16 protein-coding genes are annotated in these 18,851 nt (G+C 60.8%); 15 read left to right on the top strand and 1 reads right to left on the bottom strand.

Features of this window, described 5'->3' with window-relative positions:
• Positions 1-63: 63 nt before the first annotated feature.
• The 11 genes from H4V96_RS15230 (at position 64) to H4V96_RS15180 (ending at position 14,286) form a co-directional block, all read left to right on the top strand.
• A complete protein-coding gene (locus H4V96_RS15230; protein WP_196855884.1) occupies positions 64-264 on the top strand; it encodes a DUF465 domain-containing protein in 201 nt (66 codons plus the stop codon).
• A gap of 94 nt (positions 265-358) precedes the next feature.
• Positions 359-2,350, top strand: coding sequence for an ATP-dependent DNA helicase (locus H4V96_RS15225; protein ID WP_085940399.1), 1,992 nt, complete (start codon positions 359-361; stop codon positions 2,348-2,350).
• A gap of 215 nt (positions 2,351-2,565) precedes the next feature.
• Positions 2,566-3,225 carry a toll/interleukin-1 receptor domain-containing protein gene (locus H4V96_RS15220; RefSeq protein WP_261980930.1) on the top strand — a complete coding sequence of 220 codons (660 nt, stop codon included), beginning with the start codon at positions 2,566-2,568 and terminating at the stop codon, positions 3,223-3,225.
• Positions 3,226-3,244: 19 nt separating this feature from the next.
• The gene (locus H4V96_RS15215) at positions 3,245-5,290 is read left to right on the top strand and encodes a tetratricopeptide repeat protein (protein WP_196855883.1); all 2,046 of its coding nucleotides are present in this window, start codon (positions 3,245-3,247) and stop codon (positions 5,288-5,290) included.
• Positions 5,291-5,383: 93 nt separating this feature from the next.
• Positions 5,384-6,121 (top strand): 5'/3'-nucleotidase SurE, encoded by a 738-nt coding sequence (gene surE, locus H4V96_RS15210; protein ID WP_010399892.1) that lies wholly within the window; start codon positions 5,384-5,386, stop codon positions 6,119-6,121.
• 9 nt (positions 6,122-6,130) lie between these two features.
• On the top strand, positions 6,131-7,021 hold the full coding sequence (locus H4V96_RS15205) for a protein-L-isoaspartate(D-aspartate) O-methyltransferase (protein WP_010399891.1): 891 nt from the start codon (positions 6,131-6,133) through the stop codon (positions 7,019-7,021).
• A 42-nt stretch (positions 7,022-7,063) separates the two neighbouring features.
• A complete protein-coding gene (locus H4V96_RS15200) occupies positions 7,064-7,966 on the top strand; it encodes a peptidoglycan DD-metalloendopeptidase family protein (RefSeq protein WP_196855881.1) in 903 nt (300 codons plus the stop codon).
• Positions 7,967-7,974: 8 nt separating this feature from the next.
• Complete coding sequence (gene rpoS / locus H4V96_RS15195) at positions 7,975-8,991, top strand: RNA polymerase sigma factor RpoS (RefSeq protein WP_196855880.1); 1,017 nt, start codon at positions 7,975-7,977, stop codon at positions 8,989-8,991.
• A gap of 237 nt (positions 8,992-9,228) precedes the next feature.
• Positions 9,229-10,572, top strand: coding sequence for a 23S rRNA (uracil(1939)-C(5))-methyltransferase RlmD (rlmD, locus tag H4V96_RS15190; protein ID WP_010399887.1), 1,344 nt, complete (start codon positions 9,229-9,231; stop codon positions 10,570-10,572).
• Between the two features lie 567 nt (positions 10,573-11,139).
• A complete protein-coding gene (locus H4V96_RS15185) occupies positions 11,140-13,173 on the top strand; it encodes a glycosyl hydrolase family 18 protein (RefSeq protein ID WP_280721190.1) in 2,034 nt (677 codons plus the stop codon).
• Positions 13,174-13,251: 78 nt separating this feature from the next.
• Complete coding sequence (locus tag H4V96_RS15180) at positions 13,252-14,286, top strand: cupin-like domain-containing protein (RefSeq protein WP_280721037.1); 1,035 nt, start codon at positions 13,252-13,254, stop codon at positions 14,284-14,286.
• 106 nt (positions 14,287-14,392) lie between these two features.
• Here the strand turns inward: H4V96_RS15180 and H4V96_RS15175 are convergent, their stop codons facing one another.
• Positions 14,393-15,079 carry a Bax inhibitor-1/YccA family protein gene (locus tag H4V96_RS15175; protein WP_010399884.1) on the bottom strand — a complete coding sequence of 229 codons (687 nt, stop codon included), beginning with the start codon at positions 15,077-15,079 and terminating at the stop codon, positions 14,393-14,395.
• Between the two features lie 219 nt (positions 15,080-15,298).
• Here H4V96_RS15175 and ndk point away from each other — a divergent pair, with 219 nt between their 5' ends.
• The 4 genes from ndk to H4V96_RS15155 all read left to right on the top strand — a co-directional run bounded on the left by ndk (position 15,299) and on the right by H4V96_RS15155 (position 18,772).
• Complete coding sequence (gene ndk / locus H4V96_RS15170; RefSeq protein WP_010399883.1) at positions 15,299-15,715, top strand: nucleoside-diphosphate kinase; 417 nt, start codon at positions 15,299-15,301, stop codon at positions 15,713-15,715.
• 126 nt (positions 15,716-15,841) lie between these two features.
• A complete protein-coding gene (gene rlmN / locus H4V96_RS15165) occupies positions 15,842-17,017 on the top strand; it encodes a 23S rRNA (adenine(2503)-C(2))-methyltransferase RlmN (RefSeq protein WP_010399882.1) in 1,176 nt (391 codons plus the stop codon).
• An 11-nt stretch (positions 17,018-17,028) separates the two neighbouring features.
• Positions 17,029-17,811 (top strand): type IV pilus biogenesis/stability protein PilW, encoded by a 783-nt coding sequence (pilW, locus tag H4V96_RS15160; protein WP_280721036.1) that lies wholly within the window; start codon positions 17,029-17,031, stop codon positions 17,809-17,811.
• A 13-nt stretch (positions 17,812-17,824) separates the two neighbouring features.
• Positions 17,825-18,772, top strand: a complete 948-nt coding sequence (locus H4V96_RS15155; RefSeq protein WP_196855877.1) for a RodZ domain-containing protein — start codon at positions 17,825-17,827, stop codon at positions 18,770-18,772.
• Positions 18,773-18,851 lie beyond the last annotated feature (79 nt).

Below are 18,851 nucleotides of genomic sequence, written 5' to 3'. Positions count from 1 at the left end.
GCGTCAATGGCTGCGTGCGTACGCTGCGCGCGCCTATTACCAACACTGCCTGGAACGCAACACATGAGCGATGCACAGCATATAGAGCGGCGCCTGATTGAACTTAACGTGGAGCACCGTGACCTCGATGCCGTCATCGAGTTGCTGATACTCGATGGTCATCATGACGAACTGCAGCTGCGCCGCCTGAAAAAGCGTAAATTACAATTGAAGGATCACATCACCTTGCTGAAAATGGAGTTGGTGCCCGATGTTCCCGCCTGAGGGGCGCCAGTAGCGTCCAGTCCCGCCTTCACCTAAGTATATTTTGACCGATCACAATTTATTGCCCGCAAGCCCAGATGGCCAGCCTGCCGATCTGCCAGCCGAACTCCAGGCCGTGCCCGGCAAGCACGATGCCGACATCGAGCGCCTGTTTGGCGCCGGTGGCCCGCTCGGCCCTGCCGTGGGCAGCTACAAGCCGCGCCGTTCGCAAACGGAAATGGCCAAGGCCATCGCCCACGCCATCGATAGCCAGACGACGCTGATCGCCGAGGCGGGCACGGGTACCGGCAAAACCTTTGCCTACCTGGTACCGGCCCTGATGTGGGGCGGCAAGACCATTGTTTCTACCGGTACGAAAAACTTGCAGGACCAGCTCTTCCTGCGCGATATCCCCACCGTGCGTGCCGCATTGCAGGCGCCCGTCTCGGTAGCCTTGCTCAAGGGCCGTTCGAACTACGTCTGCCACTATCACTTGGAACGCACCTTGCAGAACGGTCGCATGACCTCGCGCGACGACGTGGGGCATTTGCGTGAAATTTCTCGCTTCATCAAGATGACCAGCTCCGGCGACAAGGCCGAGCTGGCCAAGGTGCCGGAAAACGCCATGATCTGGAACCTGGTGACATCCACGCGCGATACCTGCATGGGCGCCGAGTGCCAGTATTATCAGGATTGTTTCGTCATGAAAGCGCGCAAGGAAGCGCAGCAGGCCGACGTGGTGGTGGTCAATCATCATCTGTTCTTTGCCGACGTAGCGCTGAAGGACACGGGCGTGGCCGAACTACTGCCTTCGGCCAACACCATCATCTTCGATGAGGCGCATCAGCTGCCCGATACGGCTACTTTATTCTTTGGCAACACGGTCTCCACCTCGCAAGTGCTGGAACTGTGCCGCGATGTGCTGGCCGAGGGCTTGGCGCATGCGCGTGGCATCGACTGGGCAAAAACCGTCACGGTGGTGGAGAAGGCGGCGCGCGATCTGCGTTTGACCTTCCCTCAGGATATCGTGCGCCTGTCGCTGCCGCAGATCGCCGCGTCGAGCGACTTTTTCCCCGCTCTCGAGACTCTCAAAGATGAGCTTGACGGCATGGTGGCCGTGCTGGAAACCCAGGCCGAAAGGGCTGAAACGCTGGAGCAGTGCCGCGTGCGCGGCGTCGAACTGGCGCAGCAATTGAGTGGCTGGAAGTTCGATCCGAAGGCGAAAGTGGCGGTCGGCGAAGAAGCGGTGTTCTGGGTGGAAGCATTTTCCAGTTCGCTGCAATTGCATAAAACGCCATTGTCGATCGCACCGATTTTCAACAACCAGCGCGAAGGTACGCCGCGCAGCTGGATTTTCACGTCCGCCACCCTGGCCGTGAAGAACGACTTCAAGCATTTTTCGGAACAGATGGGCTTGACGGGCGAACCGTCGCACACCTGGCCGAGCCCGTTCGACTATGGCCAGCAGGGCTTGCTGTTCGTGCCGCAAAACCTGCCGCAACCCAATTCGCTGGGCTACACGGATGCCGTCATCGATTGCGCCTTGCCCATCATCGAGGCGGCGGGCGGGCGTACCTTCTTCCTGTGCACCACCTTGCGCGCCGTCAAGCGCGCCGCCGAACGCCTGGCCGATGAATTCAAGCAGCGCGGCCTGAACTTCCCCCTGTTCGTGCAGGGCGAAAAGGGCCGCACGGAATTGCTGGACCAGTTCCGCGCCGCCGGCAACGGCGTGCTGATCGGCAGCCAAAGCTTTTGGGAAGGTGTCGACGTGCGCGGCGATGCGCTCTCTCTGGTGATTATCGACAAGCTGCCGTTCGCGCCACCCGATGACCCGGTGCTGGCCGCGCGCATCGAAGTGATGGAAAAGCAGGGCAAGAACGGTTTCATGCACCACTCGTTGCCGGAAGCGATCATCAACCTGAAGCAGGGTGCGGGCCGCTTGATCCGCGATGAGGGTGACCGGGGCGTGCTGATGCTCTGCGATCCGCGCCTCATTTCCAAACCGTATGGCAAGCGCATCTGGCAAAGCTTGCCACCGTTCAAGCGCACACGCGATAGCGCCGAAGTGGTGGAGTTCTTCCGCAACCTGCCCGCCAAGGGCGTCTAGCCCGAATTGCCGGCGCCCTCCGCGCGCCGGCATATTTCCTTTTATTATCAAGCCACTAGCGCTTTTTGCGCCCGTCTGCGTGCGTGCCTGCTATGCCAGAAATGGGCGTGATCGCGCCAGTTTCTGGCTTTTTCTTGCCCCTTCAGGACGCCAAACACATCTTTGCGCCAGCGCAAACTGAGCTGTTGCCGGGCGGTCTACAGTGAACTCATGCCTTGCAGGATCAAGGCGCGGCGCTGGCAGGGCCGCAGGGGGAACGGGGGGATGTCATGGAGATCCGCTACGGCTGTTTCTTGAGCTATGCACACGGCCAATATGCGTTCATGAACAAGTTCAAGCATGATCTCATCGAAGCGCTGGCTTGCTATCTGGAGCCGCACCTTGACCGCGAGGAAGTGCTGTTCATCGACAGCGAACAACTGGGCGGCGGCGATGACATCGACCTGCGCGTGGCGCGCGCCATGTGTCAGAGCGTTTGCATGATCGTGCTGTACACGCCCAAATATGAAGCGCACGGCTACACGCGACGCGAATTTGCTGCCATGCAACTAATCGAGCAGGAGCGGCGCGCCTGGTATGAGCTGCCCAGCCATCTGATCATCCCCATCATCATGACGCGCCATCCTGACGGCTTGCCGCTGCAAATAACGGACTCGGGCCTGTACGTTGATTTTTCCGGCTACACGCTGGCCAGCGGCGACTTGAAGTCGAATCCGCAATACCTGCCCGACATCGATCGCATCGTGCAGCGCATTGCCACGCATTACCACTTGCTCAAGCGCTCGACACCGCCCGGCCACGATTGCAGTCGTTTCGTGCTACCCGCCATCCCGCCGGAATGGCGTGCCATTCCGCCTCCCCACTTTCCACGTTAATCACGTAAAAGGTCTCGTCATGGAATGCCAACGCCTGTCCCTGCCACCTTTGAGCGCCACTGGCGAAGTCGTTACCTTCTATTCCTACAAGGGTGGCACCGGCCGCAGCATGGCCTTGTCGAACATCGCCGTCTTGCTGGCACGGCGCGAAAATGCCAGCGTACCCGTACTGATGCTGGACTGGGACATGGAAGCGCCGGGTCTGCACCATTATTTTGAACAGCACGAGGAGCGCCCGGGCGTGCTGGAGTTTTTCGAGGCGTGCCGCCAGCAGATCGAGCGCATCTGCCTGGAAACGGCGGGCATGCGCGCCGGCGGGCGCGATGCGCAGAGTGCGGATGCAGCGCTGGCGCAGCGCGTGCTCGACGCCATCGACTGGCAGCAGTACGTGGTGCGCGTCGACCAGGGCAGCGCGCTATATCTGATGCGCGCGGGACGCTTCGACGCCAGCTACAGCGAGCGCCTGGCGCAGATGCACTGGGACCAGTTGTTCGATGCCTGTCCGGCCCTGTTTCGCTGCTTCGCCGATACCCTGGCCCGGCATTTCCGCTATGTACTGGTCGATTCGCGTACGGGCCGCACCGACAGTGCCGGTATCTGCACTACCTTGTTGCCGAAAAAGCTGGTGGTGGTCTTCACGCCGAACCGGCAAAGCCTGGAAGGGGTTGATGCGCTCGTCAAGCGGGCCATCGACTACCGCTGCAGCCATGAGGACGAACAGCGCCCGCTGCTGGTGTACCCCTTGCCTTCGCGCATAGAAATGGGCGACTGCGCGCAGCGCGCCGAGTGGCGCCGCGGCGATGCGCACAAGGGCATCGCCGGCTTCCAGCCCTTGTTCGAGCGCTTGTTGCGCACGTCCTACGGTTTGTCGCAAATTTCCCTCGACAGCTATTTCGACGAAGTCCAGCTGCAGCAGACGAAAACGTTTGCTTATGGCGAGCAGCTGGCCGTGCGCATCGATCAGGGCGGCGACCGCTTTTCCCTCACGCGCACCTTCGAAGCCTTTTTGCAGTGGTTGACGGGCGGCTACTTCCCATGGCAGTCGAGCCGTGAAATCGCCTTGCTGGGCGCTATCGGCGAAGCGCGCCAGGCCTTGCTGCTTGAGCCGGGCCGCGCCGTGGCTTTGCCGCTGGCTCGCGACCTGGCCGGCCTGGGCGAGTTGTATCGCAAGGACGGGCGCAGCGCGCAAGCGCTCGATGCCTTCCGCCAGAGCGTCGAGATTCGCGTACGCCTGCTGGGCGAGGAACATCCCGACAGCCTGGCGTGCAAGAGCGGCATGGCGCGCCTGTTGCGCCAGTTGGGCAAGCTCGACGAAGCGCGCTTCCTGGAAGAGGACGTGCTCGATGTGCGCCAGCGCGTACTCGGCAGCGAGCATCCCGATACCCTGGCTGCGCGGGCCTGCCTGGCGCGCACCGTCTTGCAGCAGGGGGAACTGGCGGCGGCGCTGCTGCTGCAAGATAGCGTGTTGGCAAGCTACGCGTGCCAACTGGGCGGCGAGCACCCGCTGACCCTGGAGGCGATGGATGGCCGCGCCGCCACGTTGCTGCGCATGGGACGGCTGACGCAGGCGCAGCAAGTGCTGGGCACGGTGGTGGCGACGCGCGAGCGCCTGTTTGGTGCCGAGCATGGCGATACCTTGCGCAGCAAGCGGCTCCTGGCGCAGGCGCTGGGACGCGAAGGCGACCTGGAAGGCGCGCGGCGCCTGCTCGCTGCCGTGCTGCAGGCGCAGCAGCGGCGCCTGGGCAGCGAGCATGCGGCTACCCAGGCCACGCGCGACTTGCTGGCCGATGTCGTGGCCGAGCCTGACATCCTGGCCAGCATGGTTTCGATGTTGCAGGGCATGATAGAGCGCGAACAGTATCCGCAGGCGGGTGAACTGGCCGAACAGTTGAAGTCTTGCCTGCTGCGTCCCTGTGTGTCTGGCAAGCTGCGCCGGCGCGCCATGGTGCAACTTAAAAGGCTGTACAAATTGCAAGGCAATCTGAATGCCTTGCTGGCCTTGCAAGAGACTGAAGTGCAGGCGCTGGCAGGGGGCTGGTGCGAGACGCGCACCGCACAGCGCTGATGCAGTGCGCCACGCCAGGACGGCGGCATAAATAATGCTGCCATTTGGCGTGGGCACGCGCAGTGTTGGCATTGCTTCAGGTAAAATCCGCTTATGAGAATTCTTATTAGTAACGACGACGGCTACCTGGCGCCAGGCCTCGCGGCCCTGGCCGACGCACTCGCACCCATTGCGGAAATCGTCGTGGTGGCGCCCGACAGCAACCGCTCGGGCGCATCCAATTCGCTATCCCTGGACCGGCCCCTGTCCGTGCACAAGGCTGCCAACGGCTTCTATTTTGTCAATGGCACGCCGACTGATTGCGTACACGTGGCGCTGACGGGCATGCTCATCGAGCGCCCCGACCTGGTGGTTTCCGGCATCAACAATGGCCCCAACATGGGTGATGACACCCTGTATTCGGGCACTGTGGCGGCCGCCACGGAAGGCTATCTGTTCGGCATTCCCGCCATCGCTTTTTCCCAGGCGCAGTTTGGCTGGGCTAACCTGGACGCGGCCGCCCGCGTGGCCAGAGAAATCGTTGAGCGCCAGTTTGACGCCTTGCAGAAGCCGTATTTGTTGAATGTGAACATACCGGCCATCCCTTACGAGCAATTGCAAGGCATGGTTGCCACGCGCCTGGGCAAGCGCCATTCGTCCGAGCCGGTGATCCGCGCCCTCGATCCGCGTGGCCGTGAAATCTTTTGGATCGGCCCCGCCGGCGCCGCCAAGGAAGGCGGTCCGGGCACCGATTTCCATGCCGTTGAACATCGACAAGTGTCGATCACGCCGCTGCAGATTGATCTGACACACACCACGCAACTCGATGCACTGGCAAAAGGCCTGGCATGAGCGCTCACTATGACTGACAAGCCGCGTACCTTCCCCCTTACCCTCGATTCGCTGGCCGGCAAGCCCGCCAGACAGGGCGGGGGGCAGTCGCTGGCGCAGTCCAGGATCGCCACGCCGCAGACGGCGACGCAGAATGCGGCGCAAAATGCGGCCAGGGCAGGCGCCTCATACCACCCGGCCACGCTGCCCATTGCGCCGTCGCGCGCTCAGGCTATCGCCAATGAGCGGGCGCAGCCGGCCGTGATGTCGCCACCACGGCAAAACCCGCTGGTATCGGACGCCGTGCGCCGGGCCATGGTAGCGCGCATCGCGAAGCAGGGCGTCAAGGATCAGGTGGTGCTCGACGCCATGCAAGCTGTGCCGCGCCATCTGTTCATGGACGAGGCGCTGGCATCGCAGGCATATATCGACGCCTCCTTGCCTATCGGCCACCACCAGACCATTTCGCAGCCGTACATCGTGGCGCGCATGATCGAAGTGATGCGCCAGGGTAGGAACTTGCAGCGCGTGCTGGAAATCGGCACCGGCTGCGGTTACCAGGCGACTGTGCTGTCGCTGGTGGCCAAAGAGGTGTATTCGATCGAGCGCATCCGCCCCCTGCACGAGTTGGCGAAGGCCAATCTGCGCCCGCTGCGCGTGTCAAATCTGCGTTTGCAGTACGGAGATGGTATGCTTGGCCTGCCGCAGGCGGCCCCGTTCGACGGGATCATCCTTGCCGCAGCCGGCCTGGAAGTCCCGCAAGCCTTGCTGGAACAGCTGGCGCCCGGCGGGCGTCTGGTCGCCCCTGTGGGGGCTAAATTGCAACACTTGCAACTCATTACCCGGGTGGGGAAAATGGAATGGACCAGCCAGGCCCTGGAAAACTGCCATTTCGTGCCTTTGCGCCCGGGCACCATATGATCCCCGGATCAGCTAGCAAGCAGAACCTACATAGACATACGAATGATTAAGAACAGTAAATTACTCCTCTGCAGCATCGCGCTCGCTGCCCTGCTGAGCGGTTGCGGCACCACGGGTGTCCAGGCGCCCATCGTTGAGCGCCATCCATCGAGCAGCGCCGCCGCCAGCGATCCGCGCGACCGCGATCCGGCCTATTACACCGTCAAGCGCGGCGACACGCTGCTGCGCATCGCCCTGGAACACGGCCAGAATTACCGCGATCTGGTGGTCTGGAATGACTTGAGCAACCCGAACGACATCAAGGTTGACCAGGTATTGCGCGTGCTGCCGCCCAATGGCGGCACGGGCGGCGCGCAGACCTCGGCCATCGTCATGCCGCCGGTCACGGAAATCAAAGCGGCGGCGCCTGTCGTGCCGAAGAAAACGGGGCCGCGCGGCGAGAAGCGCGCGTATTCCGATGCCACGCTGGCCGAATTGCGCGCCGACGGCGGCGCCACGGACGCCAAGCCTGCCCCTGCCGTTGCTGCCGCGCCGGCAGGCGCTGTGGCGGCACCTGCAGCGCAAGCGGCTGGCGACGACAAGATCAGCTGGATGTGGCCTTCCGAAGGCAAGGTCATCGGTACTTTTGACGAAGGCAAGAACAAGGGCGTCGATATCGCCGGCAAGGTGGGACAGCAAGTGGTGGCGGCCGGTACGGGAAAAGTCATGTATGCCGGGAGCGGAATCCGTGGTTATGGTAATCTCGTTATCGTAAAGCACAGCAACAGCCTGTTGTCGGCGTATGCGCATAACCGCAGCATCCTGGTGAAGGAGGGGCAGAACGTCAACAAAGGCCAGGCTATCGCCGAAATGGGCGATTCCGATGCCGACAGGGTGAAGCTGCACTTTGAAATTCGCCAACAGGGTAAGCCTGTCGATCCTTCGAAATTTCTGCCTAACCGTTAGGTAAAGCAATGACACACGCGCCGCACGATCAGCTCGATGATGAGCAGGAATTGCCCGAAGACGCGGCCGACGACGTCGGCGAGCTCGACGCCATTGATGCCGTCGACGCGGCCGAGCGCGGCGAGGTGGCCGGCGTCAGCGTGCTGGTCGAAAGTGTGGAGGAACTGAAGAAGGTGCTGGCGGCCGAGCTGTCGACCGACACCACGCAGCACTATTTGAACCAAATCGGCACGCGACCGCTGCTGACTGCGCTGCAAGAGGTCCATTACGCCACCCTCGCCAAGCAGGGCACGTTCGAAGCGCGGCAAATCATGATCGAGCACAACCTGCGCCTGGTTGTGTCGATCGCCAAGCATTACATCAACCGCGGCGTGGTCTTGCTCGACATGATCGAGGAGGGCAATATCGGCCTGATGCGGGCCATCGACAAGTTCGAGCCCGAGCGCGGTTTTCGCTTTTCCACCTACGCCACTTGGTGGATACGCCAGAGCATCGAGCGCGCCATCATGAACCAGGCACGCACGGTGCGCCTGCCCGTGCACATGGTGCGCGAACTGAATCAAATTTTGCGCGCCAAATACCATCTGGAAGCCCAGCACCACGATGGCAAGGATGCCAGCGCGGAAGACATTGCGCACCTGGTGGGGCGTCCCGTCGAAGAAGTGCAGGATATCCTGGCCCTGTCCGAACATGCCACCTCGCTCGACGCGCCGCTCGATAACGATCCGCAGTCTTCCCTGATGGACATGTTGCCCGGCGCCAGAGAAGACTGCCCCGATGCGCGCGCGGAACACCATGAAATGACGCTGCTGGTGCGTGACTGGCTGACCAAGCTGCCCGACAAGCAGCGTGTGGTCATCATGCGCCGTTTCGGCCTCGACAACGACGATCCGGCGACGCTGGAAACGCTGGCCGAGGAAATGGGCGTGACGCGCGAGCGCGTACGCCAAATCCAGCAGGAAGCCTTGATCAAGCTTAAACGGGCCATGGCGGCACGCGGCGTGGTGCGCGATTCCTTACTGTAGCAAGTCTGATAAAACGCATCGGCGGCGTTGCATGGCCTCGCCGTACTGGCGTACTGTCTTCGGCCACGCGCCTTGCCCTGCGCATTTTCTCAGGCTTGCTGCCCGGTGCGGGCTTGAGCGGCTTTTGCCTGTCGCGATCTGCTATCATACGCCCCGCTCGCGGCGCCTGACCTTTCCCTATTGTTTCAAGTTCCAGCGCGGCCCTGCGTCCTGGCCCACTCTTACCTATTGATCGCTATGCAAGAAAATATCATCGAAATCAAATCGCTCGACATGGACGCCCGTGGCGTTGGCCATATTGAGAACGAAGACGGCTCGCCGGGCAAGGTCGTGTTTGTCGAAGGCGCATTGCCGGGAGAGCGCGTCAGCTTTGTGACGTTCAAGAAAAAGAAGAACTGGGAGATGGCCCGCATGACGGCGCTGCACCGCGAATCAGCGATGCGCGTGACGCCAAAATGCAAGCATTTCGACAACTGCGGTGGCTGCTCCATGCAGCATCTGGAGCCATCGGCGCAGGTGGCGATCAAGCAGCGCGTGCTGGAAGATAACTTGTGGCATATCGGCAAGGTGCGTCCGCAAAATATCATGCGCCCCATGTACGGCCCGACGTGGGGCTACCGCTACCGCGCGCGCCTGTCCGTGCGTCATGTCAAGAAGAAAGACGCCGTGCTGGTTGGCTTCCATGAAAAGAAATCGGCTTTCGTCGCCGATATGGATAGCTGCGAAATCTTGCCGCCGCACATCTCTGCCATGCTGCTGCCGCTGCGCGCGCTGATCGGTTCGCTGTCCATCTTCGAGCAGATGCCGCAGATCGAGCTGGCCGTGGGCGAAGACGTCACGGCCATGGTCTTGCGCATCATGGCGCCATTGACGGCGGACGACGAAACGACATTGAAGGCCTTTGCCGACGCTTACGGCGTGCAATGGTGGCTGCAAGTCAAAGGCCCGGAAACTGCCGTGCCCTTCTATCCGCTGGATAAGCAATTGCACTATCTGCTGCCTGAATTCGGCGTCAAGATGCCATTCAAGCCCGTCGATTTTACGCAAGTAAACCACCACATCAATCGCGTGCTGGTGTCGAAAGCGCTGCGTTTGCTGGAAGTGCAGCCGACCGACCGCGTGGCCGACCTGTTTTGCGGCCTCGGTAATTTCACCTTGCCGCTGGCCACGCAGGGCCGCGAGGTGGTGGGTATCGAAGGCAGCACCACGCTCACTGAGAGGGCGCTGGAAAACGCCCTGGCCAATGGCTTGGCGGAAAAAACCTCGTTCTCGACGCGCAATTTGTTTGAAGTGACAACAGACGACCTGATTGCGCTGGGCAAGTTCGACCGCATCCTCGTCGACCCGCCGCGCGATGGTGCCATGGCGCTGTGCCAGGCTTTGGTGGGCTTGTCGCAAGTGCGTCCGGACATGCTGCCGAAGCGCATCGTCTATGTGTCCTGCAGCCCATCGACCCTGGCGCGCGACGCCGGCATCCTGGCGCTGGAAGCGGGCTATGTGCTGAGCAAGGCGGGCGTGGTCAATATGTTCCCGCACACCTCGCACGTGGAGTCGATGGCAGTGTTTGATCTGGCGCAATAAGCATGAAAACACGGCGGGTGGCCAGGCAGGCACCCGCCGTTGCCGTATTTGGCGGTGCAGCAAGCTGACGCAATACCACTTGCAGCGTGTTATAAAACTGGTCTGGCTTTTCCTGATGCAGCGTCTTTTTTCATCCTCCCCCTGTCGGTTTTTCATTGTCCAGTAGGACAACACGCCGTCGGCATGCGCCGCTGCGCTTTTCGCGCGAAGTGGTATTGCTCACTTTGATGCCACTTTAAAACCACTTGACCGCCTATTTTTTCAGCACCATGCTGTGCTCGCAACTGAAAAAAAACAGATCAAGGGTTAATGCCGTTCAGTTAAGGGTTTTGGCGTGATTTATGAGCGCCAGTAAATTCGCTAACCCCAGAGGCAAAGAGCTGGGGTCGGACCCTCAGGGTCCGACCCCTGTCCTAGTTCTTGGGCTAAAAATAGCATCACTAACACACTAACTGAACGGCATTACAGATCAAGGGTAGCTATTGACGAAGCAGAGTGGTATTTCCGCAAACCTGAACAGGAGACAGCGTGGAAAATTTACTAATCAAAAAAACAATCAGGAATATGATGGTATGTCTGGCCAGCGGTGGCGTGCTGGCGGCATGTGGCGGCGGTGGTGATGCCAGCGCGCCCGCAGGCTCGCAATTGCTGGCGGCCAGTGCGGTGCTCGCGTGCGTGCCGTGGCAAGAGGGCGGCACCTACAACGCCGGTGCGGTGGTCACTTACCTGGGCGCTAACTACACGGCCTTGGTGACGCAAACCGACCATGTGGGTTCTGGTTGGAATCCCGTGTCCTCACCTAGCCTGTGGAGCGCCGGCGGCAGCTGCGACGGCGGCACCACGCCGACGCCCACACCAACACCCACGCCAACACCCACGCCAACACCCACACCAACACCAACACCAACACCAACACCAACACCCACGCCAACGCCAACGCCAACGCCAACGCCAACGCCAACGCCAACGCCAACGCCCACCGGCGGCACCTGCGCGCTGCCGTGGGCGGCTGGCACGGCTTACAGCGCGGGTGCCATCGTTAGCTATGCAGGTACGAATTACCGCGCCAACTACTGGACGCAGGGCAACAATCCGTCCACCAGTAGCGGCGCCGCCGGTACGGGCAAGCCATGGATCAGCCAAGAGATCTGCAGCGCCACGCCGACACCAACCCCGACGCCGACGCCAACCCCGACCCCAACCCCGACGCCAACCCCAACCCCAACCCCAACCCCAACCCCAACCCCAACCCCAACCCCAACCCCAACCCCAACCCCAACCCCAACCCCAACCCCAACCCCAACCCCAACCCCGACCCCAACCCCAACCCCAACCGGGCGCGAAGTGGGTTCCTACTTCGCGCAGTGGGGCGTGTATGGCCGTGACTATGAAGTGGCGAACGTGCATACGAGCGGCGTGGCCGACAAGCTGACCTTCATCAACTACGCTTTCGGCAATATCTATCCGAAAAACGGCGGTTATGAATGCGCCATGATCACCAAGACGGAGCCGGGCGCGACGAATCCGAATTCGCCGGACGCGGGCACGGGCGGCGATGCCGAGGCCGACTACATCCGCACGCCCAAGCGCACCGTCGATGGCCAGGCGATTGCCTGGGACGCTCCCTTGTCGGGCAACTTCCTGCAGCTGAAGAAACTCAAGGCGGCGCACCCGAACCTCAAGTTGTTCATTTCCTTGGGTGGCTGGAGCTGGTCGAAGAACTTCTCCGTCGGTTCCGCCACCGATGCGCTGCGCAAGCAGATGGTGCGTTCCTGCATCGATATCTACATCAAGGGCAATCTGCCGCTGCAGGGCGGGCGCGGTGGCGTGGGTGCGGCGGCCAATATCTTTGACGGCATCGACATCGATTGGGAATACCCGGTGGGCGGCGGCCAGCCGTATAACACGGTCAGCCCCAACGACAAGCGCAACTTTACTTTGCTGATGGCGGAATTTCGCAGCCAGCTCGATGCGCTCGGTGCCGCCAATGGCAAGCGCTACCTGTTGACCGCCGCTGTCGGTGCGGGCAAGGACAAGATCGACAACACCGAGCCGGCCCTGTACTCGCAGTATATGGACTGGATCAACCTGATGACTTACGACTTCCACGGTGGCTGGGAAACGAGCACCAACTTCAATGCCCAGCTGTTTGCCGATCCTGCCGATCCGTCGACCGGCATGGCGCGCGAATACGTGGGCGACAAGGCGGTGCAGTACATGATTGCTGCCGGTGTGCCGCGCGACAAATTGCTGCTCGGCATACCGTTCTATGGCCGTGGCTGGAAGGGCGTCGCACCGGGGCCGAACGGCGATGGCTTGTACCAGGCGGCCACCGGCATGGCGCCGGGCACGTACGAGTCGGGTATCGAGGACTACAAAATCCTCGTCGCCAAGAGCGGCACGCGTTACTACCACCCTGTAACCAAGCAGTTGTACCTGTACACGGGGGTGGGCGGCCAGTGGTGGAGCTATGATGATCCGACCGTCATCGGCACCAAGGTGAAATACGTCAAGGACCAGGGCTTGCGCGGCGCGTTCTCGTGGGAACTCGATGGCGATGCGAATGGCGTGCTGGCCACCGAGGTGTGGAAGGTGCGGTAATGCTGAGCTAGCCTAAGACGCGGCCGGATAGCCATGCTGTCCGGCCGTTTATTCTTATATGCAGACAGGAGGCAGGCGATGGCGGCGGTATCGACATTGGGAGTGAACAAGCAGTCGGAGGAGCTGAGTCGCGAGTGGCGCAGCTGGATCGCGGAAAACCTTATGCTGGGCAGTCATCCATCGGCCCTGTTGCCGGTGCTGCAACAGGCCGGCATCGCGGAAGGCTTGGCGCGCCGCGAAGTGGCGCTGGCACTGCACAGCCCCTATCTGGCGGGCGCCGTGCGTTTGTCGAATCGGCTGGCCAAGCGCGACTGGGTGCTCGACATCCAGCGCAAGCTGAATCAGCTGCGCCCGACCGAGATTGCCCGCCGCGACAAGTTGTCCGCACAGGCATTTTTGGATGAATACTATGCCACCAACCAGCCCGTGATCATCACCGGCATGATGGACGACTGGCCCGCCATGGACAAATGGACTCCGGCCTATTTTCTCGAGCACTACGCGCAGCGCGAGGTGGAAGTGCAGTTCGGGCGTGAAGCGGACGCCCAGTACGAAATGAATAGCGTGGCGCACAAGCGCAAGATGGCGTTTGGCGAATACGTCAGCCTGGTCGAGGGCAGCGGCAGGAGTAATGATTTCTACATGACGGCCAACAATAATTCGCAGAACCGGCAAGCCTTGCGCGAGTTGTGGGACGATATCGGCCAGTTGCCTCAATACCTGAAGCGCGATGGCGAACCCGAGGGCTTTTTATGGTTCGGTCCTGCCGGCACGGTGACGCCATTCCACCACGACCTGACGAACAATTTCATGGCACAGGTAAAAGGGCGCAAGCGGCTGCGCATCATGGCTGCCTGCGAGGTGGCGCGCGTGTACAACCAGCGTCACTGCTTTACGCCCGTCGATGGGCGCGACATCGACTTGCAGCGCTATCCGCTGATGGCCGAGGTCCAGGTGCGCGAATGCGTGCTGGCGCCGGGCGAGATCCTGTTCTTGCCCGTCGGTTGCTGGCATTTTGTCGAAGCGCTCGATATTTCCCTTACCGTGGCGTTTACCAATTTCAAATGGAATAACGATTTTTACAGCGCGTATCCGGCCAAGCACGACTTTTGAGCGTGGTCCCGATGCTCGATGGGGAGATCGAGCGATGTTACAGGCGTAAAAAAGCCGACCCGCAGGTCGGCTTTTTGCTGTGTCAATGCTGTGTCAATCTCAGTGCTTAGTCGCGGCTACCGCCGGCCAAGCCCAGCAAGGACAGCAGGCTGGTGAAGATGTTGTACACGTCCAGGTAGATGCGCAGGGTGGCCGAGATGTAATTGGTCTCGCCACCGTTGATGATTTGCTGCACGTCATACAGGATGTAAGCCGAGAAGATGGCGATGGCGACCACGGAGATCACGATCGACAGTGCCGACAGGCCCAGGAAAATGTTTGCCACCGATGCCAGGATCAGCACGATCACACCGGCGAACAACCATTTGCCCATGGCCGAGAAGTCGCGCTTCGATACCGTGGCGATGGTCGCCATGACGGCCAGGATAGTGGCCGTGCCGCCGAACGCCGTCATAATGAGCATGCCGCCGTTCGAGTAGCCGAGCGTGCGCGTCAGGATGGGCGTGAGCATCAAGCCCATGAAGAAGGTAAAGCCCAGCAGGACGGCGACGCCAAGGCCCGAGTTCTTGGTCTTTTCAATCGCGTACATGAAGCCGAATGCGACGGCCATGAAGATGATGAAGCCCATGCCGCCGGTCAGCATCGGCAAATGCATTTGTACGCCGATGAAGGCGCCCAGCACGGTCGGTATCATGGACAGTGCCAGCAGCCAGTAAGTGTTGCGCAAGACCTGGTGGCGGACTTGCTGCATGCTGCCCGACAGGTCAAAGGTGCGTTGCATGTTCTGATTCATAGTGCCTCCGTGTTGTCAATTCAAATTACTTCCTTGGCTAAGGATAGCATGGCGTCCGATTTTTGCAAAAAAACCAGCTTAAGATTGCATTAAACTCAGCCAGGGCGGAAGATGATGGCCCGCCTGTCTGGGTGATATGGGGTGGAGTATGGTAAAATCAAAGGTTGATTGAGTTATCAATTTATCGTTTTAACCTTACTTTTATTGGAGTTTTCACACATGGCAATCGAACGCACCCTGTCGATCATCAAACCAGACGCAGTTGCAAAAAACGTCATCGGTCAAATCTATACCCGTTTTGAAAACGCTGGCCTGAAAATCGTTGCAGCACGCATGACCCAATTGTCGCGCGAACAAGCTGAAGGCTTCTACGCAGCGCACAAAGAGCGCGGCTTCTTCAAGGATCTGGTCGACTTCATGGTTTCCGGTCCAGTCATGATCCAAGCTCTGGAAGGCGAAAACGCCGTTCTGGCCCACCGTGACCTGATGGGCGCGACCGATCCGAAGAAAGCAGAAAAAGGCACGATCCGCGCCGATTTCGCCGATTCGATCGACGCTAACGCCGTACACGGTTCCGACGCTGTCGAAGCTGGTCAAGTGGAAATCGCTTACTTCTTCCCAGAACTGAAGGCTTAATTGCCTTAGATAACGTTATTTCCTGGCGTTATCTGTGAAATAACTTATCACCCCCTGTTCCCGCTGCGCTGTGGTGCTGTTGGCTCCTGATGCGCGCGGGGACGGATTTTTAGAATAGACCTGATCATGCATACGACGACCCTCACCAACTTGCTGGATTTTGATCCCGCGCAACTCATCGCCTACTGCGCCGAGTTGGGAGAGAAACCGTTTCGTGCAAAACAATTGCAGCGCTGGATACATCAGTTCGGCGCTTCCGATTTCGACGCCATGACGGACTTGGCCAAGTCGCTGCGCGACAAGCTGGCCACGCGCGCCGAAGTGCGCGCCCCGGCCATCATCAGCGACCACACGTCGACGGACGGTACGCGCAAATGGCTGGTCGACGTGGGTAATGGCAATGCCGTGGAAACCGTGTTCATTCCGGAAGAAAACCGCGGCACCCTGTGCATCTCGACCCAGGCCGGCTGCGCCGTGAACTGCCGTTTCTGCTCGACGGGCAAGCAAGGCTTCAACCGCAACCTCAGTGTCGGCGAAATCATAGGCCAGCTGTGGATGGCGGAATTCGAATTGCGCCGCACCAAGGGTATCGAGCCGGGCCCGAAAGGCGAGCGCCAGATTACCAACGTGGTGATGATGGGCATGGGCGAGCCCCTGCTCAATTTTGAGCCGACCGTCACAGCCCTGAAATTGATGCTCGACGACAACGCCTACGGCCTGTCGCGCCGCCGCGTGACCCTCTCGACCTCGGGCGTGGTGCCGATGATGGACAAGCTGTCGCAGGAAGTGCCGGTGGCCTTGGCCGTCTCGCTGCACGCCTCGAATGATGTGCTGCGCGATGGCTTGATTCCACTCAATAAGAAATACCCGTTGAAGGAATTGATGGCAGCTTGCAAGCGCTACCTGGAATTTGCTCCGCGCGATTTCATCACCTTCGAGTACTGCATGCTCGACGGCGTCAATGACAGCGACGAGCACGCGCGCGAATTGCTGGCGCTGGTGCAAGACCGCGAGTTCGGCGTGAACTGCAAGTTCAACCTGATTCCCTTCAATCCCTTCCCCGAGTCGGGTCTGTTCCGCTCGAAAAACCCACGCATCAAGGCGTTTGCCCAAGTGCTGATGGATGGCGGCATCATCACCACCGTGCGCAAGACGCGCGGCGACGATATCGATGCCGCTTGCGGCCAGTTGGCGGGCGAAGTGAAAGACCGTACGCGGGTCCAGGAGCGCATGGAAAAAATGACTGAGTATCAGCAGAAATTTGGCGCCAACTTTGGCAAGATCGTGGAGATCCGCTCCTGATGCGGGGAGGCATGGCTTATCCTGGCGTACTTGCCGTGGCTGTTGTCAGCCTGGGCGTGCTGCTGGCCGGCTGTGCTTCCACCGCAGACACGGGGCAAGCTGCATCTGCATCTGCCTCGCAGCGCGCCGACTTGCGCTTGCAGTTGGCCAGCGCCTATTATGGGCAAGCGCAGTATGGGGTGGCTTTGGTCGAAGCGGAGCAGGCGGTGCAGCTGCTGCCGGGCAATGCCCAAGCGCTCGGCATGCGTGCGCTGGTTCTTGCTGCCCTGCACCAAGCTGATGCGGCTGAAAAAGATTTTCTTTACGCAATGCGCCTTGCGCCCCACAATCCCGAGTTGAGCAATAATTATGGCCAGTTTTTGTGCCAGACCGGGCGCGCGGCGCAGTCGTTGGCGTATTTTGATGCCGCATTGCGAGATGTCGCCTATGGCACGCCTGAGCTGGCGCTGCATAATGCGGCGACGTGCAGCTTGCGCATCAACGATTACCGGCGCGCCGCTGATTATTGGCGCAAGGCGGAGCGCATCGCACCTGCCGCGGCAATGACGTATGTCGGCCTGGTGCGCGTGTATTACCAACAGCAAGACTACCGACAAGCGGCGCATTATCTTGAGCGGCTCGGTAAAGTAGCGACAATGGAGAGCCAGACGGCCGATGTGCTGTGGCTCGGGATCAAGGTGCAGCATAAGCTCGGGGATGCGGGTGCGGAAGCTGGCCTGGCGGCGCATTTGCGCCACCACCATTCCGGCTCCCCCGAATATGCTGCTTATCAAAATGGGGCGTTTGATGAGTGAGACAGGGATACCAATGAATTCAGAGCGGGCAGAAACGCCTCAGCAGCAGCCCCAGGGCAATCTCGCGCTGGCAGGCGCACAGTTGAAGGCGCAGCGCGAAGCGCTGGGCTGGCCTGTGGAGCAGGTGGCCGACCAGCTCAAACTGGCGCCACGCCAAGTGATCGCGCTGGAAGCGGGTGACATGGCAGCCTTGCCGAACGTGGCCGTGGTGCGCGGTTTCGTGCGCGCCTACGCCAAGGTGGTGCGTCTCGACGCAGCGCCGCTGGTCGCCATGATCGAAGTCCATCCGGCGCCGGTGCAAGAGGCCGCCACGCCCGTGCGGCGTGAAATTTCCGCCACGTTTTCCGAATCGCGCTTCCCGTCTATGACGCAGCGCTCGTCGAGCCAGGCGTCCCTCTGGATCGCCGGCGCCGTGGCCGTGGTCGTCGCCGCCGCCTTTGGTGCCTACAAGTTTGGCTATGTGCCGACCAACGTGCTGCCCTCGCATGCCGGGAAAGAAGTCGCGCAGGCGGACGTGGTCCCTGTGGAAACGACCTTGATCAAGCCGGGCCAGGACTTGACGCCGGTGCAAGCGCCATCGGTACCGCTGATTTCCGTGCCGCCACCGCCGGGCAACGATACGCAGACGGGCGCTCCCGCCGCCAGCGTCGCTTCGGCGCCTGTGCCGGCATCTGCTGTTGTGATGCCTGCGGCGCTGCCTGCCGATGCTGGCGCTGCCGTGGGCGCGAATGCGCTGGTGTTGAAGGTGGAGCAGGATTCCTGGGTCGAGATCCGCCGCCCTGGCAGTACGCCGCTGATTGCGCGCATGGTCAAGGCTGGCAGCACGGAAACGTTCGATATCACCGGCCCGGCCACCCTGGTAGTGGGTAAGCCAGGTGTTGTGCAGGCAACGTTGCGCGGCGCCAAGCTCGATTTGCCGACCGTGGCCGGTGGCACCATTTCGCGCGTGAGCATTAAGTAATGCTTAAAAAACATCGGCCAAGTGTTGATATTAGTCGTTCAAGCAAGTAGTTTAAATAAGCAAACTCACAAGATAATAT

This window comes from Janthinobacterium sp. CG_23.4, assembly GCF_029892305.1.
GTDB lineage: Bacteria > Pseudomonadota > Gammaproteobacteria > Burkholderiales > Burkholderiaceae_D > Janthinobacterium > Janthinobacterium lividum_D.
This window is presented reverse-complemented; position numbering and strand designations above follow the sequence as displayed.